The following is a 25,677-nucleotide window of genomic DNA, read 5'->3' on the forward strand; positions in this document are numbered from 1 at the left end:
CCACGGTGCTGAGCCAACTGGTTCGCTCGCTCACGCCGCCTCCGTCCGCACCGGACCGAGCGTGGCCAGCGAATCCGCGATCCGCTCGGCGTCACCGAGCACGACGGTGACCGCCTTCGCCGGGGCGAGGTAGCGGGCCGCCGCCTCGGCCACGTCGTCCACGGTCGCCCTGGCGAGCCGGGACGCGTGCTCGGCGAGGAAGTCCAGGCGCAGCCCGTTGCCGGCGTACGCGCTGGTCAGCGACGCCAGCCCGGTCTGGGTGGACATGCCGAGCTGGAGCGTGCCGAGCGCGTACTGGCGGGCCTGCTCCAGCTCCTCGGGCTTCGGCGGCAGCGCGGCCAGCCGGCCCAGCTCGTACGTGGTCTCCAGCAGAGCGGGGGCGGTCACCTCGGTGGCCACCTCGGCGGCGGCGATCAGCACCGACCCGGCCACCGAGTGCTCGACCAGCGAGTGGGGCCCGTACGTGTAGCCCTTGTCCTCGCGGATGTTCTCCACCCAGCGGGAGGAGAAGTAGCCGCCGAAGAGCAGGTTGGCCAGTTGCAGCGCGGCGTGGTCCGGATGGGTGCGGGGCACCGCGGGCAGGGCGATCCGCAGCGAGGACTGGACCGAACCGGGCCGGTCGACCAGCAGCAGCGGGCCCGGCTCCAGCGGCGGGGCCGGCGGCAGCTCCTCGGCGTGCCCGGCGCCGTTCCACCCGGAGAGCGCCTTCTCGGCGGCGTCCACGGCCCGCTCCGGCTGCACGTCGCCGACCAGCACCAGCACCGCGCCGGCCGGGTGCACGCGTTCGGCGTGCAACCGCCGCAGGGCCGGCGGGCGTACCGCGCGCACCTGGTCGGGCTCCGGGGTCTGGACCGCGTACGGGTGCCGGCCGTAGATCCGCTTGAGCAGCGCGGTCCGGGCCAGGTGGGCGGGCTGGCTCTGGGCGACCTGGATCCGGTCGACCAGCCGGTCCCGCTCGGTCTCCACCCAGTCGCCCGGGTAGGTGGCCCCGGTGAGCACGTCGGCGAGGATCTCCAGCATCCGGTCCAGGCCGGTGCCCAGGCTCGCCCCGGAGAGCATCAGCCGGTCGGGGTCGAGCCCGGCGGACAGTGCGCCGCCGACCTTCTGCAGCTCGGCGGCGATCTGCGTCGCGCTGAGGGTCGGCGTGCCGGCGAGGATGGTCTGGGCCAGCATCGCGCCCCGGGCCAGGTGGGTACGCCCGGCCGGCATCCAGAGCCGCAGCTCGACCAGCGGGACCGCGTTCCGGCGTACGGCGATCACGGTGAGCCCGTTGGCGAGCGTGCGCTCGGCCTGCTTCGGCACCTTGAGCCTGCGGTTGGGGCCGAGCGGCGGCAGCGGCCGCGTCCCGGTCTCCACGGTTGCCGTCACTGGACCTCCTCCGTTCGCGACTGCGCGGCTCGCAAACCCGGCTCACTCCTCGCGCTCACCGGTACCTCCTCCGTTCGCGACTGCGGGGCTCGCGAACCACTCCTCGCGCTCATCGGGCACCTCCGGCGATGACCTCGATGGACGCGCGGCGCTCCGGCCGCAGGGTGGCGGCGGCGGCGACCACCTGTTCCTCGGTGACCTCGCCGACCAGCCGGGGCAGCTCGTTGAGCAGGCCCGGCTCGCCGCGTTGCTGTTCGAGGACGGCCATCCGCAGCGCCCGGCCGAGCACCGCGTCGGTGTCCCGCAGCAGGTGGGTGGCCATCCTGGCCTGGGTGCGGGCCAGTTCCCCGTCGGTCAGCCCGTCGGTGGCGAGCCGGTCCAACTCCTCGTCGATGGTGCGCAGCACCTTGTCCACGTCGCCGCCGGGCGGCAGGTGGGCCTGGAGCAGCAGCGCGGTGGGGTCGCGTACGTCGAACGGGTCGCCCATGAAGCCGAGGTAGCCGCCGAGGCTGGTGACCGTGCGGTCCCGCTGGACCAGCCGTTCGACCAGCCGGGACGCGTCCCCGTCGGTGAGCACCTCGGCGAGCACCACGTACGGCAGGTAGCCGGTGAAGTCGGTCAGCGGGTCGGGCACCCGCCAGGCCCCGGCCACCGCGGGCAGCGGGGCCAGCTTGTCGGTGTACGACCGGCGCCGCTCGGCGGTCAGGTCGGGCTCGGCGAAGTCGGGCCGCGCCGGGGCGGGGCGGGCCGGCACGTCCCCGAAGTGCCGCTCGATCAGCTCCGTCGCCTCGGTCACGTCGATGTCGCCGCTGACCGCCAGCACGGCGTTGCCGCTGGCGTAGTAGCGCCGGAAGAAGTCGGCGGCGTCCGCCACGGTCGCCGACTCCAGGTCGTCGAAGGAGCCGTAGCCGTCGTGCGCGTTCGGGAAGGTGTCGAACATCACCGGCGGCAGGGTCAGCCAGGGAAACCCGCCGTACGGCCGGTTGAGCACGTTGACCCGGATCTCCTCCTTGACGACGTCGACCTGGTTGCGCAGGTTCTCCTCGGTCAGGCGGGGGCCGCGCATCCGGTCGGCCTCCAGGAAGAGCGCCCGTTCCAGGGCGTTGCTGGGCAGCGTCTCGAAGTAGTCGGTGTAGTCCAGGTGGGTGGAGCCGTTGAAGGTGCCGCCGGCGCCCTGGACGTGCCGGAAGTGGGCCAGCTTCTCCAGGTTCTCCGAGCCCTGGAACATCAGGTGCTCGAAGAGGTGGGCGAAGCCGGTACGCCCCTCCGGCTCGGACCGGATGCCGACGTCGTAGACCACCGCCACCCCGATGACCGGGGCGCTGCGGTCGGGGGTGAGCACCACCCGCAGGCCGTTGTCGAGGCTGAACCGCTCGACCGGGTACTTCGTCGCTGGGATCTTCGTTCTCCGCGTCGGCACGAGATCGAATCTAGCCCCTCGGCACCGGACGCACGGGCGGTGTGGCCCGGCGCCCCGGACGGACGCGCCGGCAGTCGGCCGTCCGGGGTCAGATACTCCACCGAACAGGTGGGAATTGCCGAGAATTCCCAGGTGAGCCGTCCCGGATGGTGGATGGGTCTTGACGCCGCTCCCACCCTGCCCCACTCTTCCTACTAACTAAGTAGGAATACTGTGGATTGGACACACGATGAGACGGCTCCCCTTCCGTCGACTGGTCTCCCTGGCCACCCTCGCCGTGGTCGGCGCGGCGACCCTGGGCAGCACGGCGGCCTGCGGCGACGACACCGGCGAGGCGGCCGCCGGTCCGGTGACCCTGCGCCTCGGCTACTTCCCCAACATCACCCACGCGCCCGCCGTGGTCGGCGTGGAGAAGGGGATCTTCAAGGAGAAGCTGGGCAGCGACGTCACGCTGGAGACCAAGACCTTCAACGCCGGCCCGGCGGCCATCGAGGCGGTCTTCTCCGGCGCGCTCGACGCCACGTACATCGGTCCGAACCCGACCGTGAACGCCTTCTCGAAGTCCAAGGGTGAGGCGGTCCGGGTGGTCTCCGGCGCCGCCTCGGGCGGCGTCGCGCTGGTGGTCAAGCCGGACATCACCTCGGTCGAGCAGCTGCGCGGCAAGAAGATCGCCACCCCGCAGCTCGGCAACACCCAGGACGTGGCGCTGCGCTACTGGCTCAAGGAGAAGGGCCTCAACACCACCAAGGAGGGCGGCGGCGACGTCACGGTGGTCCCGCAGGAGAACGCGCAGACGGTGGACACCTTCGCCAGCGGCGCGATCGACGGCGCCTGGGTGCCGGAGCCGTACGTCTCCCGGCTGGTCAACGCCGGCGGCAAGGTGCTGGTGGACGAGCGCGACCTCTGGCCGGACCGGAGTTTCGTCATCACCAACCTGCTGGTCAGCACCAAGTTCCTCAAGGCCCACCCGGACGTGGTGAAGAAGCTGGTCGAGGGGCAGGTCGCGGCGAACGAGTTCGTCAACACCAAGCCGGACGAGGCACAGCAGGCCATCTCCGACCACATCGGCAAGATCACCGGCAAGCCGCTCGACGTCAAGCTGATCAAGCAGGCCTGGCCCACCCTGGAGTTCACCAACGACCCGATCGCGTCCTCGCTGAAGACCGGCCTGGACCACGCCGTCGCCGTCGGGCTGACCCAGCCGGTCGACCTGAACGGCCTCTACGACCTGAAGTTCCTCAACGAGGTGCTCAAGGCGCAGGGCAAGCCCGAGGTCACCCAGCCGTGACGTCGACCACGACGACCCCGCGCAGCGCGACCGGCTCGGTCGCGCTGCGCGGCGTGACCAAGGTGTACGGCCAGGGCGAGCACGCCGTGCTGGCCCTGGACGGGGTGTCGCTGGACGTGGCCCCCGGCGAGTTCGTCTGCCTGGTCGGCGCGTCCGGGTGCGGCAAGAGCACGCTGCTCAACCTGGTCGCCGGGCTGGACCGGGCCAGCGGCGGCCGGATCGAGCTGGGCGAGGGGGTCAACCCCGGCCTGATGTTCCAGGAGCCGGCCCTGTTCCCGTGGCTCACCGTCGAGGCCAACGTCGAGGTGCCGCTCAAGCTGCGAGGGCTGCCCCGCGCCGAGCGCCGGGCGAAGGTGGCCGACCTGCTGCGTACGGTCCACCTGGCCGAGTTCGGTCGCAAGCGCCCGCACGAGCTCTCCGGCGGTATGCGGCAGCGCGTCGCGCTGGCCCGCACCCTCGCCCTGGACACCCCGGTGCTGCTGATGGACGAGCCGTTCGGCGCGCTCGACGCGATGACCCGGGACATCCTCCACGACGAGCTGGAGCGGATCTGGTCCGAACGCCGGCTGAGCGTGCTCTTCGTGACGCACAACGTCCGCGAGGCGGCGCGGCTCGCCGACCGGATCATCCTGCTCTCCAGCCGGCCCGGCCGGATCATCTGGTCCACCCGGGTCGACGTGCCCCGGCCCCGGCGGATCGACTCCCCGGAGATCGCGACCATCGCCGCCGAGGTCACCGACCGGCTGCGTACGGAGGTGGGCCGCCATGGCCAGTGACACGCTCACCGGATCCACGCGTACCGACGCGGAGATCTCCGGGCTGGACGCCCTGGAGACCGCCGGCCGGCAGCGCGGACCGTCCCGGGTACGCCGGGCCTGGTCGGCGCTGTGGCCGAAGCTGGCCGCCCTGGCCCTGGCCATCGCCTTCTGGCAGGTCGTGGTCTGGACCGGGTGGAAGGACCCGTGGGCACTGCCCGGTCCGGCGACGGTGTTCGCGGACCTCGGCCACTACCTGGTCAGCTCGGCGCTCTGGGACGGCCTGGCCACCACCGGCCGCCGGGCCGCCGTGGGCTTCGCCGCCGCGGTCGCCGTCGGGCTGGTGCTCGGCCTGGCCGTGGCCCGGGTGGCGGTGCTGCGGGCCGCGCTCGGCTCGATGATCACGGCGCTGCAGACCATGCCGTCGATCGCCTGGTTCCCGCTGGCCATCCTGCTCTTCCAGCTCAGCGAGCAGGCGATCTTCTTCGTGGTGGTGCTCGGCGCGGCGCCGTCGGTCGCCAACGGCGTCATCCACGGCGTCGACTATGTACCACCGCTGCTGGTGCGGGCCGGCCGCAACCTGGGCGCCCGCGGGCTTCACCTCTACCGGTACGTGATCGCGCCGGCCGCGCTACCCGCCATCGTGGCCGGTCTCAAGCAGGGCTGGGCGTTCGCCTGGCGCAGCCTGATGGCCGGCGAGCTGCTGGTGGTCATCGCCACCCGGACGTCGATCGGCGCGCAGCTCACCTACGCCCGGGAACTGAACGAGGCACCCCGGCTGATGGCGATCATGATCGTCATCCTGGTGGTGGGCCTGCTCGTGGACGCCGCCTTCGGCGCGGCGGACAAGGCGATCCGCCGCCGGTGGGGCGTGCTGGACCAGGCCGGCAACTGACGGTGTACGTCTCCGCGCGCGCCGACTACGCGCTCCGGGCCATGCTCGCCGTCGCCGACGCCGCCGGGTCCACCGGCGACGGGGGGTTCGGCGGCGGCGAGCTGGTGAAGGCGGCGAGCCTGGCCGAGAGCCAGGACATCCCGCTCAGCTTCCTCCAGGGCATCCTGCTCGACCTGCGTCGGGCCGGGCTGCTGCACAGCCACCGCGGCACCGAGGGCGGCTACACCCTCACCCGGGCCGCCGCGGAGATCAGCGTGGGGGACGTCCTGCGCGCGGTCGGCGGCGCGCTGACCAGTGTCCGGGGCATGCCCGCCGACCGGGCCGGCTACCACGGGGTGGCCATCGGGCTGCGGGACGTCTGGCTGGCGGTGGACGGCGCGATCGCCCTGGTGGTGGACCGCACCACCCTGGCCGACCTGCTGACCGACCGCACCCCGGCGGGCTGACCCCCGGCGGTCCGTCCCGGTGCCTAACCCGCCGTCGACTCGACGGTCCGCCCGGGCGGGCTGTGCAGCTCGACCAGCCCGGCCCGGGCGGGATCGCCGGAGGTCGGATGCCAGGGCCCGAACGCGGCCGCCATGGCGAGCACCAGGCCCAGACCCGCGACCGCGAGGACCAGCAGTAGCTCCCGCGTCGCTTCCGAGTGGGCCCCGCCCGTCATGGTCACCCCTTCCGCGCCCGGCCGGCCCGCCCGACCCGCGCTCGGGGGACAGGATGGCGAGCCCGACGGCGGGCCGCAGTCGGCCATCGGACGCACCCGGCGCTGATCCCCGACTCAGCGATGCGACCCGGGATCCCGACGGGCCATCGGCCCGCAGCCGCCGAGCGGTCAGGCGGTCCGGGGACGGCGCGGACGGCGGGAGCGGCTGGAGGTGCGGTGCGCGGACCGGGTGCCGTCGGCGGCCCCCTCCGCCCTACCGGGCCGGCGGGCGGGCGCCGGCTGCGGGACGGTGATGGTCACCGGCACGCCGGACGGCTCGCGGGCACCGGTCACCCGGGCCAGCACCTCGTCGCCGGGCTGGATCTGCCTCGACTGCGGCTTGATGCCAGCCGCGCTCATCAGCCGGGCCACGTCCCGGCGCTGCTCCGGCAGGACCAGGGTGACCACGGTGCCGGACTCCCCCGCCCGGGCGGTACGCCCACCCCGGTGCAGATAGTCCTTCGCCTCCGTCGGCGGGTCCACGTTGACGACCATGTCGAGCCCGTCGACGTGGATGCCACGGGCCGCCACATCGGTCGCGACCAGCGCCGTCACCTGACCGGTACGGAACTGTTCGAGGATCCGGGTGCGCTGCGGCTGCGACTTGCCGCCGTGCAGCGCGGCGGCGCGTACCCCCTTGGCCAGCAACTGGCGGGCGAGCCGGTCGGCGCGGTGCTTGGTGCCCATGAACAGGATGGTGCGGCCCTCGCGGGCGGCGATCCGGGCCAGCGCGGCCGGCTTGTCGGCCACGTCGACGTGCAGCACGTGGTGCGTCATCCCGGTCACCGTGGCGGTGCCCGGGTCGACCGAATGCGACACCGGGTCGGTCAGGAAGCGGCGGACCAGCTTGTCGACGCCGCCGTCCAGGGTGGCGGAGAAGAGCATCCGCTGGCCGCCGGGTGCGACCTGCTCCAGCAGCTTGACGACCTGCGGAAGGAAGCCCATGTCGGCCATCTGGTCGGCCTCGTCCAGCACGGTGATCGCGACCTGGTCGAGCCGGGCGTCGCCCCGGTTGATCAGGTCGTGCAGCCGACCCGGGGTGGCCACGACCACCTCGGCACCGGCGCGCAGCGCGTCCGCCTGACGCTGCAGGGAGAGGCCGCCGACCACCGTGGCGCAGCGCAGCCCGACGGCGCGGGCGTACGGAGCGAGTGCCGTCTCGACCTGCTGGGCAAGCTCACGAGTCGGCACCAGTACCAGGGCGAGCGGACGGCCCGGACGGGCCCGACGACCGGCGGTGCGGGAGAGCAGCGGAAGCCCGAAGGCGAGCGTCTTGCCGGAGCCGGTACGGCCCCGGCCGAGCACGTCGCGGCCAGCGAGCGAGTCCGGCAACGTCGCCGACTGGATCGGGAACGGCTCGGTGATGCCCTGGGCGGCGAGTTCGGCGAGCAGCGCCGGAGCCAGCCCGGTACGGGCGAACGACGGAACGACGGTGGTCATGGTCATGCGGAATGCCTTCCTCGACGCGGCACGTGTCGAGGAAGGGCGCTGCTGCGCAGCGCGTCACCGGCGTCGCCGGTGGTCACAAGCACGAACCGAAGGGGTACGGGCCGGTCCACCGCGGCATGCCGTCCCGCGGAGGGGCGGCGCGGCGGACCGGGCCCGTCATCGCACCCGGGGGGCGCGATGGGTGTTACTTGCTGATCGATCCGAAGATCAGAGCGGGCGGATGTTCTCCGCCTGCGGGCCCTTCTGGCCCTGGGTCACCTCGAACTCGACCCGCTGGTTCTCGTCCAGGCTCCGGTAGCCGGAGCTCTGGATCGCCGAGAAGTGGGCGAAGACGTCGGCGCCGCCGCCGTCCGGGGTGATGAAGCCGAAGCCCTTGTCAGCGTTGAACCACTTGACGGTGCCAATAGCCATCTGTTTCGTCTCCTTGACGGAACGTTCGAACCCGCACCTGTTGCGGGCCGAAGAGGAGCGTCCCACGCGTCTGATGCGCGGACCGCCTGTCGCTGCTGGTCGCCCCGCCCGGAGAACTCCGGACACAACAAAGTGCGCCTGGGGCCACAATCCGCCAGGCGCACACAGAGTCTCTGGAAACCAAAACTGCAACGCGCCTAACCTACCACGAATTAGGGAACGCCGGGCCGTCCGCCGAAATTTCCGGTACTCCGGCGACCAGCGCGGTCAGCCCGGCGGCGTCGAGCAGGTCGGCCGGGCGGACGGTGACCCCGTCCCGGACGTAGTGGAAGGCGGCGCCCACCCGCTCCACCGGCACGCCGGCCAGCTCGGCCCAGGCCAGCCGGTAGACGGCGAGCTGCACCGCGGCGGCGTCGGCCTCCCGCCCGCCGGGCTGCCAGCCGGTCTTCCAGTCGACCACGTCGTACCGGCCGCCGGGGCGAACGAAGACCGCGTCCATCCGCCCCCGGACCACCACGCCGGCGAGGACGGTGGCGAACGGCACCTCCACCTCCACCGGCACCCGGTCGGCCCACTCGCTGGCCAGGAAACGCTCCTGGAGTTCGGTGAGCGCCTCGTCCGGTGCGGCGTCGTCGTCCGCCGCGCCGGGCAGCTCGTCCACGTCGAGCAGTCGGTCGGCGCCGAAGCGCTGTTCCAGCCAGGCGTGGAACGCGGTGCCGCGCCGGGCGTACGGGTTGGGCTCGGTGGGCATCGGTCGCCGCAGCGCCCGGGCCAGGGCCTCCGGGTCCCGGCGCAGCGCCACCAGCTGGGTCACCGAGAGATGGCCGGGGAGTTCCACCTCCACCGCCTCGGCCCGGCGGGCGAGCTCGGCCCGCTCGGCGAGGAGCAGGTCCGCCTCGCGCCGCCAGCGGGCCACCTCGGGATCGTCCGCCCGGCCCCAGGGCGGGCCGCCGTCCCTCGGCCCGATCCCGTCCGCCGATGCGGCCCCGCCGTCCCTGGGCGCGCCCGCCGGTCCGGCATCCGTCACCTCGGCGGTCGCCGGCGGTGCCGCCTCGCGGCGGGCCGCCTCGGGATCGGCGAGGTAGCGGCGGACCAGCGCGGCGGCCTCGGCGAGCGCGGGCCGGCGGGCGCCGAGCGGGTCCGCCGGCCACTCGGCCCGCGACACCGTCTCGGTGGTCGGGTTCACCGCGTCCCCGGCCGGCTCCGGCGCCCACTCGTCGACCAGGTGACCGTCGCCGCCGGCCAGGCAGGCGTCGTGCACCTCACGCAGGAACACCGCGGGGCCGCGGAACCTCTTCGTGCCCTCCCCCCACCAGTAGCCGGAACAGAGCAGCAGCCGCCGGGGCCGGGTCACCGCCACGTACGCCAGCCGGCGCTCCTCGCGCTCGTCGTGCGCCCGCCAGGCGTCGGTGAAGTCCTCCAGCGCCCGGGCCACCCCGCGCTGGTCCTCCGCCTCGGCCAGGCCCAGCACGGGCAGCCCGTCGGCGTCGCCGCGCAGCGGGAACGGCAGCACGCCCAGCCCGCCCAGCCAGTGGTCGGAGTTGCGGACCGGCCCCGGCCAGACCCCCCGGGTCAGCCCGGCCGCCGCCACCACATCCCACTCCAGCCCCTTGGCGGCGTGCGCGGTGAGGATCTGCACCGCGCCCTCCACCACCTCGACCTCGCCGGGGGTGAGGCCGCGCTCCTCGTCCTCGGCGGCGGCCAGGTAGGCGAGGAACCCGGTGAGGGTCGCGCCGGGCGTCTCGCCGGAGAACCGGGCCGCCACGTCGCCGAGCGCGTCCAGGTGACCGCGGGCCAGGCCGGCGTCGCCGGTGCCGTCCCGGCCCGCGCGCACCGCCACCTCCACGTCCAGGCCGATGGTCCGCTCGATGTCCGCGATCAGCTCCGGCAGGGACTGGTCCAGGCGGTAGCGCAGCAGCGCCAGCTCCATCCCGTACGACCGCAACCGGGCGTACCCCTCCGCCGAGTACGCCTGCGCCGGCCCCAGGTCGGCGAGCGCCTCGACCAGCGTGGCCTCGTCGAGCGCGTCCACGGTGATCTCGGGCCCGTCGTCGCCGGCCAGGTCCCGGCGGGCCTTGGCGATGGCCTTCGCCCGCCGGTGCAGGGCGACCAGGTCGCGCGGCCCGATCCGCCAGCGCGCGCCGGTGAGCAGCCGCAGCAGCGCCGCCCCGTCGGTCGGGTCGGCGAGCACCCGCAGCGTGCAGACCACGTCCCGGACCTCAGGGGTGTCCAGCAGGCCGCCGAGCCCGACCACCTCGACCGGCAGACCCCGGGCACGCAGCGCCGACTCGATGGCGGGGATCTGGCTGCGCAGCCGGACCAGCACGGCGGTGGTAGGTCGCTGGGACACCGGGATGTGCTCGGGCAGCGCGTCCGGCATCCCGGCCGCCCCGCGCCAGGCGGCGAGCACGCTGTCGGCGATCCACTCGGCCTCGTCGGCGTACGTCTCCAGCAGCGCGCAGTGCACCGTGCCGGCGGCCTGCCCACGGGGGCTGCGGTGCGGGATCGGCTCGCGGACGCTGAACGCGGCGTGCAGCTCGGGGACGCGGGCGCCGGCCGCGCGCAGCGGCACCGACAGCGCGTTGGCCACGCCGAGGATCTCCGGCCGGTTACGCCAGCTCGTGGTGAGGCTCAACACCTGGGCCGGGGTGCCGTCGGTGCGGGCGAACTCGGTGGGGAACCGCTCCAGCGTGCCGGCGCTGGCGCCGCGCCAGCCGTAGATGGACTGGCACGGGTCGCCCACCGCGGTCACCGGGTGCCCGCCACCGAAGAGCGCGTTGAGCAGCACCACCTGAGCGTGGCTGGTGTCCTGGTACTCGTCGAGCAGCACCACCCGGAACCGGTCCCGCTCGATCACCCCGACGCCGGGATGGTCCCGAGCCACCCGGGCGGCGCGGGCGAGCTGGTCGGCGAAGTCCATCGCCTCGAAGTCGTCCTTGCGCCGGGCGTACGCGCGGACCAGCGGCAGCAGCTTCAGCCGGGTCTGCTGGAGCTGCAACGCCTTGCGCACGTCGGCGTAGACCCGACCGGGGCGGGACTGCACCTCGGCGAAGAACCGGCCGGTCCAGGCGGCCAGCGCGTCCGGGTCGACCAGGTGCTCGTCCAGCTCCCCGGCGAGCGCCAGCACGGCGTCCGTCACGGTGCTGGGCATCCGGTCCACCTCGGACATGTCGCCGTCGTAGTTGCGCACCAGCAGGTCGACGAGCTGCCAGCGGGACGCCTCGGTGAGTAGCCGGGTGGTCGGCTCGTACCCGGCGCGCAGCCCGTGCTCGGTGACGATCCGCCCGGCGTAGGAGTGGTAGGTGGAGACGGTCGGCTCCCCCGCGAGCGGGTCGTCGTGCGGGTCCCGACCCTGCCGGCCCAGCCGGCGGATGAGCTGGTCGAGCCGGGTACGCACCCGGTGCGCCAGCTCGCCGGCGGCCTTGCGGGTGAAGGTGAGGCCGAGGATGTGCTCGGGTCGTACGTAGTGGTTGGCGACCAGCCAGACCACCCGGGCGGCCATCGTCTCGGTCTTGCCGGAGCCGGCGCCGGCGACCACGAGCAGCGGCTCGACCGGTGCGGCGATGATCGCCGCCTGCTCCCGGGTGGGCGCCGGCAGCCGCAGCAGCTTCGCCAGCTCGAGCGGGGTGTAGCGGGGGCCGGCGTCGGCGGTCCGCGGCGCCGGCGTGGTGGCGGCGCCGAAGAGCGCGGGCTGGGTCACGGCATCGTCCTCGCGCTCACTGGTCCCCGGGCGCTGGCTTGGTCGGCGGCTCCACGACCTGGCGCCCCTGCCCGGACACCGGGCAGCTCGTCCGCACCGGGCAGACCCGGCACTTCGAGTTGGCGACCGCGGCGAAGGTGGCCGCGGCCATGGTATCCGCGGTACGCCGGACCAGCGCCGTCGCCCAGCCGGCCTCCGGCCCCTCCCCCGCCGCGGCCTGGGTCTGCTCCTTCGCGTCCTTGGCCGACGTGCCGAGCTGCACCAGCGCGGCACCCCCGGGCTCGTCGCCGAACTCGGCGAAGGCCCCCGCCTCCACCGCCGCCTGGTACGCGCCGAGCTGCGGGTGCTCGGCCACCTCCCGCTCGGTGACCGCGGTCGACTTGCCGGTCTTCAGGTCGATCACCACGAGCCGCCCCTCGGCGTCGACCTCCAGCCGGTCCACCCGGCCGGTCAGCTCGACGGGCCGGTGCGGGTCGTCGAGGCGTACCGCGAACTCGTGCTCGATGGCGAGCAGCCGACGCGGGTTGCCGGCCAGCCAGCGGAGCAGCTTGTCCACCATGGCCTCGGCGCGGGTGCGTTCCGGGCCGACCATCCAGCGGGCGGCCAGCTCGATCGCGTCGAACCGGGCGGCCACGTAGTCCAGCAGGGCGGTCCGGTCGACGCTGGCGTCCTCGGCCAGCATCGCGGCGGCGTGCACCAGGTTGCCGACGCCCTGCGCGGCGCTGGCCGGGGCGCTGCCGCCATGCCGTTCCAGCAGCCACCGCAGGCTGCACCGGAGTGCGCTCTCCATCGCCGACGGGGTGACCCGGACCGGTTCGCCCTCGTCGACCAGCGGCCGGTCGTCGGAGAGGCCGCGCAGCCCCCACCAGTCGTCCGGGTGCGCGCCGGGCACCCCGGCGGCGGCCAGCCGGGCCAGTTCGGCCGCCGCCGCGTGCCGCCGGGTGGACGGCGCCGCCGGGTCGGTGACCGCGGTACGCAGCTCCGCCACCAGCGCGGACAGGGTGAGCCCGCGCGGCGGCAGGGTGACCGGCAGGGCGGCGGGCGGCGGGTCCTGCGGCTCCTCCTCGACGGTCGGCACCGGCCCGTCCGAGCCACCGGACCCGCTCGGCGCGGCGCCCGCGCCGGTCGACGCGGTGCCGTCTCCCGGCCCGCCGGCCGGGTGGGTCCCGGGCTCAGCCAACGCGGCGCCGTCTTTCGGGCGGGTAGCGCCCGGACCGGTCGGCCGTGGCGCGGGATCCGGGCCGGCCGGGGTGGTGCCGCCGCCGGTCGTCGGCGGCTCGGTGGCGCCCAACTCGTGCAGGAAGCGGCTGGGCTGCTCCTCATGGTCGTCGCCGCCCACCGCCGCCGACGCGACCGCGGTGACCAGCAGTCGATGCCGGGCCCGGCTGACCGCGACGTGGAACAGCCGCCGCTCCTCGTCGAGCAGCGCCGAGGTCTGCCCGACCAGGCTGGCCCGGACCCCGGTGCCGTCGGCCCGGCCGGCGAGCACGTCGACCAGCCGTTCCGAGCCGAGCAGGCTGCCGCGCAGCCGCAGGTCCGGCCAGACGCCCTCCTGCACGCCGGCGACCGCGACCAGGTCCCACTCCAGGCCCTTGGCGGCGTGCGCGGTGAGCAGACGTACCGCCTCGCCCCGGTCGGCGCTGGCGGCCAGGGTGTCGGCCGGCAGGTCCTGCCCGAGCACGTGGTCGAGGAAGACCTCGGTACGCGCACCGGGCAGCCGGTCGGTGAACCGGGCCGCCGCGTCGAAGAGCACCAGCACGGCGTCGAGGTCCCGGTCGGCGGCCTCCGCCCGCCAGCGCTGCGCGGTCTCGTGCTCGCCGGTGGCCGCCCGGCCCCGGGTGATCGCGCCGGCCCAGCGCTCGGCCAGCCCGCTCTCCCGCCACACCGCCCAGAGCACGTCCTCGGCGGTGGCCCCGGGCGTGGCCGCGGCCTGCCGGGCGGTCGCCAGCAGGTGCGCCACCGCCTGCGCGGGCGCCGCCCAGCGCCGCTCGATGGTGGCCAGCTCGGCCGGGTCGCGCAGCGCCTCGACGATCAGCTCGCCGGACGGGCGGCGGTCGCCGGCGGCCAGCGCGAGCGCGCGCAGCCCCTGGCGCAGCCGCCGCTCGGCGAGCGGGTCGGCGCCACCGAGCGGCGAGTGCAGCAGGGCGACCGCCGCCTCCTCGTTCAGCCGGTCGGGCTCCAGGGCGCAGCGGAGCAGGAGCAGCAGCGGGGCCACCCCGGGCTGGAGGTGCAGCGGCAGGTCCTCGCCGTGCACCACGGTGGGCACCCCGGCGGTGTGCAGGGCGCGTTGCAGCGACGGCAGCTGCCGGCCGGTGGCGCGGACCAGCACCGCCATCCGGGACCAGGGCACCCCGTCGAGCAGGTGCGCCTCGCGCAGGGCGTGGGCCAGCCAGGCGGACTCGCTGGTCGCCGAACGGAAGGTGCGAACCTCGACGGTGCCGGGTGGCGCGTCGGGCAGCGGGCGCAGCCGCCGGTGGGCCGCCGGGCCGCGCAGCCGGCGGGCCAGCCGGGCGGTCGCGGCGAGCAGCTCCGGACCGGCCCGGTAGGACGTGGTCAGCACGACCTGCGCGGCCGGCGCCCCGGAGGCGGTGCGGAACCGGTGCGGGAAGGTGGTGACGCCGGCCGGGTCGGCGCCGCGGAAGGCGTACGTGGAGGAGTCCGGGTCGGCGAAGGCGACCAGGGACTTGCCCCCGCCGACCAGGACGGCGAGCAGCTCGAGCTGGGCGGGGTCGGTGTCGGCGAGCTCGTCGACGTAGACGTGGGCCAGCCGGCGGCGCTCCGCAGCCAGCAGCTCCGGATCGTCGCGCAGCATGCCAGTGGCGGCCCGGACCAGCTCCGCCGGGTCGTACGCGATGGAACCGCGGTTGCTCACGTCGCGCAGGGCGAGGACGGCCACGTACTCCCGGAGGAAGCGGGCGGCGGCCGGCCAGTCGGCGCGGCCCAGCTTCTCCCCCAGCCGGGCCAGCTCAACCGGGCCGACGCCCCGCTCGGCGGCGCGCATCAGCAGGTCGCGCAGCTGTTGCGCGAACGCCCGGGTGCGCAGCGCGGGACGCAGATCCTCCGGCCACCCGACCGGATCGTCCTCCGGCTCCGCACCGACCACGTCGAGCAGCTCCCGGATGATCAGATCCTGCTCGGGGCCGGTGAGCAGCCGGGGCGACGGCTCGCCCCGCTCGGCGGCGGCCCGGCGGAGCAGGCCGAACCCGTACGCCGGGAAGGTGCGGACCAGCGGCTCGCGGACCACTCGGGCGGGCCGGGCCGCGGCGCTGCTCGCCGCCGGCGGACTGCTGGTCGCCCGCCCGGTCTCGGAAAACTGGCCCGCGCCGGCGATCCGCGCCTCGATCCGTTGGCGCAGGTCGGTGGCGCCCCGCCGGCTGAAGGTGAGCACCAGGATGCGCTCGGGGTCGACGCCCTCGGCCACCCGCGCGGCGACCGCCTCGACGAGGGTGCTGGTCTTGCCGGTGCCCGGACCGCCGACGACCAGCATCGGCCCGTCGGTGTGCGCGACCACCTCGGCCTGCACCGGGTCGGGCCGGCGTGGCGGCGGGTGCGCGGGATCGCCCGCCGACCCCCCGGATCGCGGCTCCGCCACGGTCGCCCCACCGGGTCGACCGACCCCCTGCCCCGCCCCGCCGGAGTGGGCGACCCCCGCCCCCGCCCCGTCGGGCCGGCGCACCAACCGGTACGCCTGCACCACCTCATCCCACCACGCCCCTCCGACACCCCACCGCCCCCACCCGCCCCTTCCTGCGTGATCATGAAGTTGGCGGCACTCAGGGAGATCGACTTCGCCGCTAACTTCATGATCACCGGGGCGGCCCCGGGGGCGTGGGTCAGGTGAGGTGGGTGTCTAGGAGGTCCAGGGCGGCGGGGACCGAGTCGGCGACCAGGAGGAGGTCCAGGCCCGCCGGCTTGAGGAAGTGGCGGTCGGCGAGGGTGCGCAGCCAGTCGAGCAGCGGGCGGTAGAAGCCGTCCGCGTCAACCAGCACCATCGGCTTGGCGTGCAGGGCGAGCGTGGCCGTGGTCCACACCTCGAACAACTCGTCGAGGGTGCCGAGCCCGCCGGGCAGCGTGATGAAGGCGTCCGACTTGTCGATCATCAGGGTCTTGCGGCTGGCCATCCCGTCGGTGACCAGCAACTCGTCGGCGGCCAGGTCGGCGACCTCCAGGTCGACCAGGGCCTGCGGGATCACCCCGAGGGTGTAGCCACCGGCGGCCCGCGCGGCGTCCGCCACCGCGCCCATCATGCCGACGCAGCCGCCGCCGCTGACCAGGGTGTGCCCGCGCCGGGCCAGCTCCGCGCCGGTCTCCCGCGCCAGGTCCAGCCAGCGCTGGTCGAGGGTACGGGAGGAGGCGCAGAACACGCAGATGGCGGCCACGGTCAGCCCCGCCCCGCCGGGCGCGACCCGGGCTGGTCCCCGGCCGGGGTCTCGGCCGACGGCTCGGCAGGAGCCCTGGCCGGCGACTCGGGGGCGGGTTCGGGTGCGCTCTCCGCGGCGGCCTGCTGATCGGCGGCGGCCCGGGCGACCGCCTCCTCGCGGATCGCCTCCTGCTCGGCGGAGAGCACCGCCTCGGCCTCCACGATGTGCCGGACCGCCTCGTCCACGTCGTCGGTGAGGCAGATCAGCTCCAGGTCGGTCGGGCCGATCTTGCCCTCAGCGGCCATGCTCTCCCGCAGCCAGTCGATCAGGCCCCGCCAGTAGTCGATGCCCATCAGCACCACCGGGAAGCGGGTGACCTTGCCGGTCTGCACCAGGGTGAGCGCCTCGAAGAGTTCGTCCATGGTGCCGAAGCCGCCGGGCAGCACCACGAACGCTTGGGCGTACTTGACGAACATGGTCTTGCGGGCGAAGAAGTAGCGGAAGTCGATGGCCAGGTCGACCCACTCGTTGATGCCCTGCTCGAACGGCAGCTCGATGCCGAGCCCGACGGAGAGCCCGCCCGCCTCGCTGGCCCCGCGGTTGGCCGCCTCCATCACCCCCGGGCCGCCGCCGGTGATCACCGCGTAACCGGCGCGGGCCAGGGCGGCGCCCAACTCCTCGGCGAGCCGGCCCTCGGGGCTGTCCGGCTTGGCCCGGGCCGAGCCGAAGACACTGACCGCGGGCGGCAGGTCGGCGAGGGTGTCGAAGCCCTCGACGAACTCGGAGAGGATCCGCAGCGCCCGCCAGGCGTCCTTGGTCTTCCAGTCACCCCGGCCCCGGGAGTCCAGCAGCCGCTGATCCGCCGTGCTGGTCGGGATGGCCCGGTTGCGCAGCGTGACGGCACCCCGGTGCCGCTCCGCGCTCGGCCCGCGGCCGAGTTGCCGCCCGTTGCTCTGACTCATGGAGCCACCGTAGTGGAGCCACGACGGCACGGTGCGGAGCCGGGCCAGCCGGAGAAATTCTTCGCGATCTTGGGCAACTAATTCGGTCGCTCGTACGTCTTACTATTCACATACGGGGTATGCCCCGGCGCGACCTTCGGGGGAGGGAGCAAGCGTTGATCAGCAACACCGAGATGATCCGGATCCGCCGGCAGATGCAGCGGCGGATCCGCGACGTGGTGGCCGAGCGCCGCCGCGCCCGCATGATGGAGACCCACCACACCGACCTCACCGGCGAGACCACCGAGCCGGACACCACGCTGACGACGGCCGGCTGACCGTCCGCCGGAACGACCTCGGGGGGTCCGCGTCACCGACGCGGGCCCCCCGGTCGCGTACCCGGGGGTCAGGCGGGGGCGAGCCAGCGGTGCAGGGTGGCCGCACCGTCGCGGATCTTGGTCAGCTCGACGTGCTCGTCCGGGTGGTGGGCCAGGTTCGGGTCGCCGGGGCCGAAGTTCAGCGCCGGGATGCCCATGGCCGCGAACCGGGCCACGTCGGTCCAGCCGAGCTTGCCGATCGGGGCGGCGCCCACCGCCGCGAGGAACTCCTGCGCGGGTGCGGCCGTCAGGCCGGGCGGCGCGCCGGCCGCCGCGTCGGTCACCGCCAGCTCGAAGCCGGCGAAGACCTCACGCAGGTGCGCCTCGGCCTGCTCCGGCGTACGGTCCGGGGCGAAGCGGTAGTTGACCTCGACCTCGCACCGGTCCGGCACCACGTTGCCGGCCACCCCGCCGTGGATGCGGACCGCGTTCATGCCCTCCCGGTAGTCGCAGCCGTCGATGGTGACCCGCCGCGCCTCGTACGCCTGCAGCCGCCGGAGCACCTCGCCGGCCGCGTGGATGGCGTTCACGCCGTGCCAGGAGCGCGCCGAGTGGGCGCGTACGCCGGCGGTCGACACGATCGCCCGCATGGTGCCCTGGCAACCGGCCTCGACGATCCCGTACGTCGGCTCCAGCAGCACCGCGAAGTCGGCCTGGAGCCATTCAGGGTGGGCCTGGGAGACGAGGGTGAGCCCGTTGTACTTCGACTCGATCTCCTCGGCCTCGTAGAAGAAGTAGGTGACGTCGTAGCGCGGGTCGGGCAGGGTCACCGCCAGGTGCAGCGCGAAGGCCACCCCGGACTTCATGTCGGAGGTGCCGCAGCCGTACATCAGGTCGCCGCGCATGGTCGACGGGAAGTTGTTGTTGAGCGGGACGGTGTCCAGGTGGCCCGCGAGCACCACCCGCTGCGCCCGGCCCAGGTCGGTGCGCGCCATCACCGTGTTGCCGTGCCGGAACGTGGTCAGGTGCGGTACGCCCCGCAGCACCGCTTCGACGCAGTCGGCGATGGCCTTCTCGTTGAGGGAGACGGACTCTATGTCGACCAGGGCGCGGGTCAGCGCCACCGGATCTGCCAAGACCTCGGGGGTCAGCGGGTTCTGCATGGTTGGCACGGTACCGTCAATTTCGTGACGACCGCACAACCCGCCTGGGGCATCGGCCTGGCCACCATCACCGCTGACGACCAGGTGCTCGACACCTGGTACCCGACCGGCAAGCTGGGACTCGGCGAGCTGCCGCTGGTGCCCGGGGAGGACCAGGCCGACGTGCTCGACCTGCCGCCCGGCGCGATCGGCGAGCGGGCGCTGCCCGGCCTGCGTACCGTCGAGGTGACCACGGTGATCGGTTCGCTGGACGACCCGATCAAGGACGCGGCCGACGCGTACCTCCGGTTGCACCTGCTCTCCCACCGGCTGGTCCGGCCCAACGAGCTCAACCTCGACGGCATCTTCGGCAAGCTGGCCAACGTGGCCTGGACCTCGGCCGGGCCGTGCCCGCCGGAGCGGGTGGACGAGCTGCGCGTCATCGAGCGGGCCGCCGGCCGCCACCTCGCCGTGTACGGGGTGGACAAGTTCCCCCGGATGACCGACTACGTGGTCCCCTCCGGCGTGCGGATCGCCGACGCGGACCGGGTCCGGCTCGGCGCGCACCTGGCTTCCGGCACCACCGTCATGCACGAGGGCTTCGTCAACTTCAACGCCGGCACCCTCGGCACCTCGATGGTGGAGGGCCGGATCGTGCAGGGGGTGCTGGTCGGCGACGGCTCCGACATCGGCGGCGGTGCGTCGATCATGGGCACGCTCTCCGGCGGCGGCACGGCGAAGGTGCGGATCGGCGAGCGGAGCCTGATCGGCGCGAACGCCGGCGTGGGCATCTCGCTCGGCGACGACTGCGTGGTGGAGGCCGGCTGCTACATCACGGCCGCCTCGAAGATCACCCTGCCGGACGGCCGGGTGGTCAAGGCCCGCGACCTCTCCGGGGTGGACGGCCTGCTCTTCTGGCGCAACTCGGTCACCGGTGCGCTGGAGGCGAAGCCGCGTACCGGCCGGGGCATCGAGCTGAACGCGGCCCTGCACGCCAACGACTGACGCGGCCCGGGCCGGGGTTTCGACCCCGCCGCCAGCGGCCCCGGGCCGGGGCCGCTGGCCCCGGCCCGTCCGCCGGCCGGGCCCGCGGCGGGGAGACCGCGGACCCGGACGGGTCTCTCACCGCAGGCGGTACGCCTGGATGATCCGCTGGGACACCGTGTTGCCGGCGCTGTCCCGGGCGGTGGCGCGCAGCGAGACGTAGCCGGGGCCGGCCGGGTGCCGGACGGTGGCCGCCCAGCCCGCGTCCTGCCGGTGCAGGTCCGCCTTCCGCCAGGTCTTGCCGCCGTCGTACGAGACGTCGACGGTGAGCGCCGCGACCGTGGCGGCCGGTGCGCCGGGCTGCCGTTCGACCGTCACCGGGATGGTGAAGGTCCGACCGGCGGGCGCGCTGTTGTCGACCGCCAGCGGCGGCGCGAACCGGACCGCCATGGCCGGCATCCGCGCCCAGTCCTCACCCGAGACGTGCCCGGAGCGGAACGTCCAGGCGGCCGACACCTCGGTGCTCAGGTCGGTGACGCTCCGGGTGGCCGAGGTCTCGACCCGGTAGTTCGCCAGGCCCGGGGGCACCTCGAACTCGCCGTACCCGGGATAGGGCTGCTCCGCGACCAGCGTGCCGTTGCGGTAGAGGGCGGTCCGCTCGGTGTCGACCAGCGACCCACCGCCGTGCCCGGCGGCGTCGCTGAACACCGGCAGGCTGACCAGCAGCGTGTTGCCGTTGCGGGTGATGCCCTGGTACGGGAGGCGCGGCTGGGGGAAGGACGGCCCGTACGGCGCCGCGTTCCAGTCCTCCCGGACGGTACGCGCCGGCCGGTAGCCGGCCTGCACCGAGCTGAGGCCGACCTTCGGCACCAGCCAGCCGTCCTCGTCCAGCGCCCCGAAGTTGATCTCCGAGCTCCAGCTCATCCCGGCCGTGTTGTAGTGCTCGACCCGCTGGCCGGGTGCGGTGGTGGGCAGGACGATCGCCGAGCCACCGATGTTGTAGTCACTCTCGGGGAAGACGACGCGCTCGGCCGCCAGACCCGGGTAGCCGCCGCGGAACCGCTGCACCACGGTCGCCAGGTCCCGCTGCTGGTAGTGCTTGACGAAGCCGGTCGGGAACCGGCCCGGCAGGACCTCGCTGGTCGCGTAGAGGTAGGGGCTGCTCGTCGCGTCCCAGTCGGCCCACTGGACGCTCATCGCGCCGACGAACGTGCTGGCCGTCGCCGCCTGGCCGAGCTGGCCGCTGGTCAGCCCCTCGAAGTCGGACGACCACAGGGTGAAGCCGTAAATGGCATCCGCGCTGAACCAGTTGGCGGACACGTCGATCAGCGCCACCTTGGCGTCACGCTGCGGGACAGTGGCGAGGACAGGCTTCGCGGATCGGGCATCCACGGTGATCCGCAGGTCCCGGTCCACCACCAACTGCGGCTGCGCGAGCATGCCAGCACCGGCCGGCTCGCCCTGCGCGTCCGTCTCGAAGATCACGCTGTTCAGGCCGTACCGGCCCTTGGGGACGCGCACCTGGGCCTCGCCGTCGGCGTCGTAGACGTCGGCCGAGCGGTATTCGTCCAGCCCGACCAGGGTGGTGAAGTAGAACTCGGGGGCGCCACCAGCGCGGTCGCGGTGGCTGACGGTCAGGTTGTAGCTCTCCACCTCCCGGTTGACGGCCAGCGGGGTGACCGCGACCAGGCCGCCGGAGCGGGCCCGGATCCGCCCGGTCCAGTAGCCGTCCACCCCGAGGCGGGTGTCCGCGGTGACCGTGACCTGGGCGGTGCCGCCGGCCGGCACGGTGAGCCGGGACGCGCTGAGGGTGAACATGCCGGCCGGCGCGGAGCGCCCGTCCGGACCGGTGACCTCGGGCGCGAGGTCGAGGGTCAGCGGCGCGGTACCGGCGTTTCGGTAGGTGAGGGTCCGGGCGATCGGCTGGTCGTCGTTGTGCGGCCAGGCCGCCAACCCGAACGAGACGCTGGCCGGCTCGCTGGTGATCTGCTGGTTGATCGCCTGCGCCACGTCGACCCGCCCGGCGCCCTGCTGGAACGCCGTCTGGTCCGGGTGCGGCTTCGCCGAGGCCATCAGGGTGGCCTTGTACTGCCCGGCCGTCCAGCCGGGGTGCTGCTGGGCCAGCAGCGCCGCCGCGCCGACCACGTGCGGGGTGGCCATCGAGGTGCCGGAGAGTGACACGTACTTCTCCCCGACCGGGTCGCCGATGGCGCCCTTGGCCGCCCGGGCGGCCACGATGTCGACACCGGGCGCGGTGATGTCCGGCTTGAGGCCGCCGTCACCGACGCGTGGCCCCCGGCTGGAGAAGACGGCCAGCTCGTCGTCCCGGTCGACCGCGCCGACGGCCAGCGCGGCGTCGGCGGTGGCCGGCGAGCCGACCGAACCGTCCGAGCCGTCGTTGCCGGCCGCCACGACGAAGAGGGTGCCGTGCTGCGCGGTCAGCGTCTCCACGGCCTGCTCCAGCGGGTCGGTCTCCGGGGTGTCCCAGCCGCTGAGGCTCATGTTGACCACGGTGGCCCGCTTCTCCGCGGCGGCCCACTCCATGCCGGCCAGGATCGCGGATTCGGTGCAACCGTAGTCCTCGCACACCTTGCCGGAAAGCAGGGTGGCGTCGGGGGCGACGCCCCGGTACTTCCCGCCGGAGGCGGCGCCGCTGCCGGCGATGATGGAGGCGACGTGGGTGCCGTGGCCGACCGTGTCGTCCGCGTCGGACTCGCTGAAGTTGCGCGAGTCGGCCACCTTGCCGGCCAGGTCCGGATGGGTGGCGTCCACTCCGGTGTCGAGTACCGCGACGGTGACGCCCTTTCCGGTGAAGCCGGCCGCCCAGGCGGATGGCGCGCCGATCTGCGGCACGCTGTGGTCCAGCGTGACCTTCCGCCGGCCGTCCAGCCAGATCCGGTCGACACCCTCCGCCGCGTCGATCCGGGCGCCGGCTCCGCCGGTGGTGAGGGCGGCCCAGACCGTCCCCGCCTGGGACTTCGCCGCGCTGAGCGCCGCGCCGCCGATCGCCGGGAGGTCGCGGGTCACCCGGGTGCCGGTCACCGGGGCGCCGCTCCGCCTGGCCAGCCCCTTGGGGTACGCGACCAGCAGCGGCAGGCTGTCCCGGTGGGCGTCGTCGTAGCCGGCGGAGACCAGCTCGGTGATGTCGAAGAGCCGCCGGTCGACCCGGCCCGAGCGGATCAGTGGCAGCGCGTCCCGGGGCACCACCGAGAGGTGGCCCCGGTCCCGGCCGACCACGAACTCCATGCCCGTCCGGCCCGAGCCGGGGCGTACCGCAGCCTGGCCGGTGTCGGTGACGGTGACCCGGTCACCGGTGAGCAGGGTGACGGTGACCGGGCGCCCGGCGGTCGTAGCCGCGCGCTCGCCGGCGGCCGGGGTGGTCGGTACCGCGGCCGGGGCGGCGCCGGCCGCCGCCGGCACGCCGAGCACCAGTCCGACGGCGAGGCCGAGGCCGGCCAGTTTTCTTCTGTTTCCGCGCAACGATTCCTCCTCCGGAAGCGTCTTCATCGATGAGGGATCCATCGATGCGAACCGCCAGAATTACATACCGCGTATGCAAAAGGAAGTCGCCAACCTGACTGTCGCCGCACGAGAAGCAGGGCGAACCGGGCATGATCGGCCGGTGGAATCCATGAGGGAACGGATGCTCGCCGGCGAGCTCTACATCGCGGACGACCCCGAGATCATCGCCGACCTGGACCGGGCGGCCCGGCTCACCGAACGGTTCAACCGCAGCTCCGCCGACGACCCGGAGGGGCGGCTCGCCGCACTGCGCGAACTGCTCGGCTCGGTGGGCGAGGGCGCCTGGGTCCGGCCACCGTTCCACTGCGACTACGGCTGGCAGACCCACCTCGGGCCGCGTACCTTCGTCAACTTCAACGCGGTCTTCCTGGACGTCGCCCGGATCACCATCGGCGCGGACGTGCAAATCGGACCGAACGTGCAGCTGCTCACCGCCACCCACCCGATCGAGCCGGAACCGCGGCGGGCCAAGTGGGAGGCGGCGAAACCGATCACGATCGGAGACAACGCCTGGCTCGGGGGCGGCGCCATCGTGCTGGCCGGGGTCACCATCGGGGAGAACACCGTGGTCGGCGCGGGCGCCGTGGTGACCCGGGACCTGCCCGCCAACGTGGTGGCCGTGGGCAACCCCGCTCGCCCCGTACGCACCCTCTGACCGACGGGCCCGTCACTCCGGCAGCGGGTCGGCCAGCCGGACCACCAGGTCGGCATGCCCGGCGGTCCGGGCGACCAGCGCGGCGTTCGTCTCGTCGCTGCCGAGCGCCCAGGCCCGCGCCTGCTCCGGGGTCTTCCCGTACGCCTCGTGCCGGGCGGTCAGCCGGCGCACCCGCAGCTCGGCGTCCAGGTCGAGGAACCAGACCTCGTGCAGCAGCGTGCGTACCTCGTCCCACGGTTCGTCGCGGAGCAGCAGGTAGTTGCCCTCCGTCACCACCAGGCGGACCTCCGGCGGCACCTCGATCGACCCGGCGATCGGCTCCTCCAGGTCGCGCCGGAACGCCGGCGCCCACACCGACGTGGGCTCCAACCGGCGCAGTCGGCGCAGCGTGGTGACGAACCCATTGACGTCGAACGTGTCCGGGGCGCCCTTGCGCCCGCCCCGGCCCAGCCCGACCAGCGCCGACTGGGCCAGGTGGAAACCGTCCATCGGGACCAGCCGGGCGAGCGGACCGACCTCGCCGACGATCCGCTCGGCCAGAGTCGACTTGCCGGCACCGGGCGCACCGGCGATGCCGAGCAGCTGTCGTGGGCCGGCGTCCGCGAGGGCACGTGCCCGGGCCACCAGCTCCTCGACGGGGAGCACCTGCGCCGGAGCGTCCGCCATGCTGCTCACCCTAGTGGCGCGGCAGTTGGCAGATGCGCCGTGTAGGTGACCGCTCCGGCCTCGACCCGGCAGCCGGTCAGGTGGCCGCCGGCCGCGCCCAGCTCCCGCAGATAGGCCAGCTCCCCCGCGTGCTCCGCGCTGGCCGGGAACTCGCACCGGTGCGTGGTGAACGAACGCTCACCCAGCGCCGCCCGGGCCGCCCGTCCCTCGTCGAGCCGGCCGGCGAGCGCCCCGGCGTCCCCGGTCCGCAGCGCGTCGGCGAGCTCGTCGAGGACGTCCCGGACCGCGTCCAGCTCGATCAGCACCCGCTCCCGGTTGCCGAGCAGCATGTTCGCGGTCCGCTCGGGCGGGCCGCCGGCCACCCGCGTGCCGTCGGAGAAGCTGCCGGCGGCGAGCGCGAGCACCGCGTCGCGCAGCGCGGACCGCTGCACCGCCCCGGCCAGCGCGGCGGCGAGCAGGTGCGGCACGTGTGAGGCGAGCGCCGCGGCGATGTCGTGCTCCGGGGCGGACATCGGCACCACCCGGGCGTGGAAGACGTCGATGACCAGCGCGGCGAGCCGCCGGAACGCGTCCAGCCCGGTCGGCCCCGGGCAGAGCACCCAGGCGGCCCCGTCGAGCAGCGTCGGGCTGGCGGCGGCGAGGCCGGCCCGGTCGGCGCCGGCCATCGGATGGCCGGGCACGAACCGGTGCCCGAGCCCGTGCATCATGGCGGCGGTGGCGACGTCCGACTTGGTGCTGCCCACGTCGGTGAGCACGCACCGGTCGTCGGTGGCGGTGGCCACCCGGGCCAACGTGCCGGGCAGCGTCGGCAGTGGGCCGCAGAGAAAGACGACGTCCCGGCCGGCGACCGCCTCCTCCACCGTGTCCGGGGCGGGGACGCCCTGCCGGTGGGCGTACCGCCGGATCGCCGGGTCCGGGTCCCAGCCGGTCACGTCGAGGCCGGCGTCCCGGAGCCGGAGCAGCACCGAACCACCGATCAGGCCGGTGCCGACCACCGCCACCCGCACCTGCCCGCCGACCCCGCCCGTCATCGGCCCACCTCGGCGTCCCGTCGTACGGGGCCCGGTCGGCCCCGCTGGAAGTCCCGCCGAGGATATCGCCCG

The 25,677-nt window shown here is 74.4% G+C and carries 19 protein-coding genes and 1 pseudogene; 7 read left to right on the forward strand and 13 right to left on the reverse strand.

The genetic code is table 11. The features are described from left to right. Positions 1-30 precede the first annotated feature (30 nt). Both ACY34I_RS16765 and ACY34I_RS16770 read right to left on the reverse strand, forming a co-directional pair. Positions 31-1,368, reverse strand: a complete 1,338-nt coding sequence (locus tag ACY34I_RS16765) for a M16 family metallopeptidase (protein ID WP_462755930.1) — start codon at positions 1,366-1,368, stop codon at positions 31-33. Positions 1,369-1,477: 109 nt separating this feature from the next. Further along, positions 1,478-2,788 (reverse strand): M16 family metallopeptidase, encoded by a 1,311-nt coding sequence (locus tag ACY34I_RS16770; protein WP_462755931.1) that lies wholly within the window; start codon positions 2,786-2,788, stop codon positions 1,478-1,480. Between the two features lie 229 nt (positions 2,789-3,017). Between ACY34I_RS16770 and ACY34I_RS16775 the strand changes: the two genes are divergently transcribed. The 4 genes from ACY34I_RS16775 to ACY34I_RS16790 are packed head-to-tail and all read left to right on the forward strand — an operon-like array spanning position 3,018 to position 6,172. Next, complete coding sequence (locus ACY34I_RS16775; RefSeq protein ID WP_462755932.1) at positions 3,018-4,076, forward strand: ABC transporter substrate-binding protein; 1,059 nt, start codon at positions 3,018-3,020, stop codon at positions 4,074-4,076. Then, entirely contained in the window at positions 4,073-4,852 is a 780-nt protein-coding gene (locus ACY34I_RS16780; RefSeq protein ID WP_148795732.1) for an ABC transporter ATP-binding protein, read from the forward strand. The genes ACY34I_RS16775 and ACY34I_RS16780 overlap by 4 nt, the downstream gene beginning before the upstream one ends. Beyond that, positions 4,842-5,726, forward strand: coding sequence for an ABC transporter permease (locus tag ACY34I_RS16785; protein WP_148795730.1), 885 nt, complete (start codon positions 4,842-4,844; stop codon positions 5,724-5,726). The genes ACY34I_RS16780 and ACY34I_RS16785 overlap by 11 nt, the downstream gene beginning before the upstream one ends. A gap of 2 nt (positions 5,727-5,728) precedes the next feature. Next, positions 5,729-6,172, forward strand: coding sequence for an RrF2 family transcriptional regulator (locus ACY34I_RS16790; protein ID WP_462755933.1), 444 nt, complete (start codon positions 5,729-5,731; stop codon positions 6,170-6,172). 23 nt (positions 6,173-6,195) lie between these two features. Here the strand turns inward: ACY34I_RS16790 and ACY34I_RS16795 are convergent, their stop codons facing one another. The 7 genes and pseudogenes from ACY34I_RS16795 to ACY34I_RS16825 form a co-directional block, all read right to left on the reverse strand. Further along, complete coding sequence (locus ACY34I_RS16795; protein ID WP_148795725.1) at positions 6,196-6,387, reverse strand: hypothetical protein; 192 nt, start codon at positions 6,385-6,387, stop codon at positions 6,196-6,198. 168 nt (positions 6,388-6,555) lie between these two features. Further along, positions 6,556-7,866: a DEAD/DEAH box helicase gene (locus ACY34I_RS16800; protein WP_462755962.1), complete on the reverse strand. Its 1,311-nt coding sequence runs from the start codon at positions 7,864-7,866 to the stop codon at positions 6,556-6,558. Between the two features lie 216 nt (positions 7,867-8,082). Beyond that, complete coding sequence (cspE, locus tag ACY34I_RS16805) at positions 8,083-8,286, reverse strand: transcription antiterminator/RNA stability regulator CspE (RefSeq protein WP_007464836.1); 204 nt, start codon at positions 8,284-8,286, stop codon at positions 8,083-8,085. A 202-nt stretch (positions 8,287-8,488) separates the two neighbouring features. Beyond that, positions 8,489-11,986, reverse strand: a complete 3,498-nt coding sequence (locus ACY34I_RS16810; protein ID WP_462755934.1) for an ATP-dependent helicase — start codon at positions 11,984-11,986, stop codon at positions 8,489-8,491. A gap of 16 nt (positions 11,987-12,002) precedes the next feature. Further along, on the reverse strand, positions 12,003-15,680 hold the full coding sequence (locus tag ACY34I_RS16815) for an ATP-dependent helicase (protein ID WP_462755963.1): 3,678 nt from the start codon (positions 15,678-15,680) through the stop codon (positions 12,003-12,005). Positions 15,681-15,819: 139 nt separating this feature from the next. Continuing rightward, positions 15,820-16,365 (reverse strand): LOG family protein, encoded by a 546-nt coding sequence (locus ACY34I_RS16820; RefSeq protein WP_462755935.1) that lies wholly within the window; start codon positions 16,363-16,365, stop codon positions 15,820-15,822. Between the two features lie 110 nt (positions 16,366-16,475). Continuing rightward, positions 16,476-17,309: pseudogene (locus ACY34I_RS16825) on the reverse strand (LOG family protein); the annotation flags it as partial. A 155-nt stretch (positions 17,310-17,464) separates the two neighbouring features. Here ACY34I_RS16825 and ACY34I_RS16830 point away from each other — a divergent pair. Then, complete coding sequence (locus ACY34I_RS16830; RefSeq protein WP_462755936.1) at positions 17,465-17,626, forward strand: hypothetical protein; 162 nt, start codon at positions 17,465-17,467, stop codon at positions 17,624-17,626. 68 nt (positions 17,627-17,694) lie between these two features. On the opposite strand, the gene dapE is transcribed toward ACY34I_RS16830, so the two are convergent. Continuing rightward, positions 17,695-18,768 (reverse strand): succinyl-diaminopimelate desuccinylase, encoded by a 1,074-nt coding sequence (gene dapE, locus ACY34I_RS16835; protein WP_462755937.1) that lies wholly within the window; start codon positions 18,766-18,768, stop codon positions 17,695-17,697. Positions 18,769-18,792: 24 nt separating this feature from the next. Between dapE and dapD the strand changes: the two genes are divergently transcribed. After that, positions 18,793-19,752, forward strand: coding sequence for a 2,3,4,5-tetrahydropyridine-2,6-dicarboxylate N-succinyltransferase (gene dapD, locus ACY34I_RS16840; protein ID WP_462755938.1), 960 nt, complete (start codon positions 18,793-18,795; stop codon positions 19,750-19,752). Positions 19,753-19,869: 117 nt separating this feature from the next. On the opposite strand, the gene ACY34I_RS16845 is transcribed toward dapD, so the two are convergent. Further along, entirely contained in the window at positions 19,870-23,238 is a 3,369-nt protein-coding gene (locus ACY34I_RS16845) for a S8 family serine peptidase (RefSeq protein WP_462755939.1), read from the reverse strand. 115 nt (positions 23,239-23,353) lie between these two features. Here ACY34I_RS16845 and ACY34I_RS16850 point away from each other — a divergent pair, with 115 nt between their 5' ends. Then, positions 23,354-23,908 (forward strand): sugar O-acetyltransferase, encoded by a 555-nt coding sequence (locus ACY34I_RS16850; RefSeq protein WP_462755940.1) that lies wholly within the window; start codon positions 23,354-23,356, stop codon positions 23,906-23,908. 12 nt (positions 23,909-23,920) lie between these two features. On the opposite strand, the gene ACY34I_RS16855 is transcribed toward ACY34I_RS16850, so the two are convergent. Both ACY34I_RS16855 and ACY34I_RS16860 read right to left on the reverse strand, forming a co-directional pair. Further along, positions 23,921-24,574, reverse strand: coding sequence for a nucleoside/nucleotide kinase family protein (locus ACY34I_RS16855; RefSeq protein ID WP_462755941.1), 654 nt, complete (start codon positions 24,572-24,574; stop codon positions 23,921-23,923). Between the two features lie 5 nt (positions 24,575-24,579). Continuing rightward, positions 24,580-25,605 (reverse strand): prephenate dehydrogenase, encoded by a 1,026-nt coding sequence (locus tag ACY34I_RS16860; protein WP_462755942.1) that lies wholly within the window; start codon positions 25,603-25,605, stop codon positions 24,580-24,582. Positions 25,606-25,677 lie beyond the last annotated feature (72 nt).

The organism is Micromonospora sp. RTBAU3-60, from assembly GCF_054963695.1.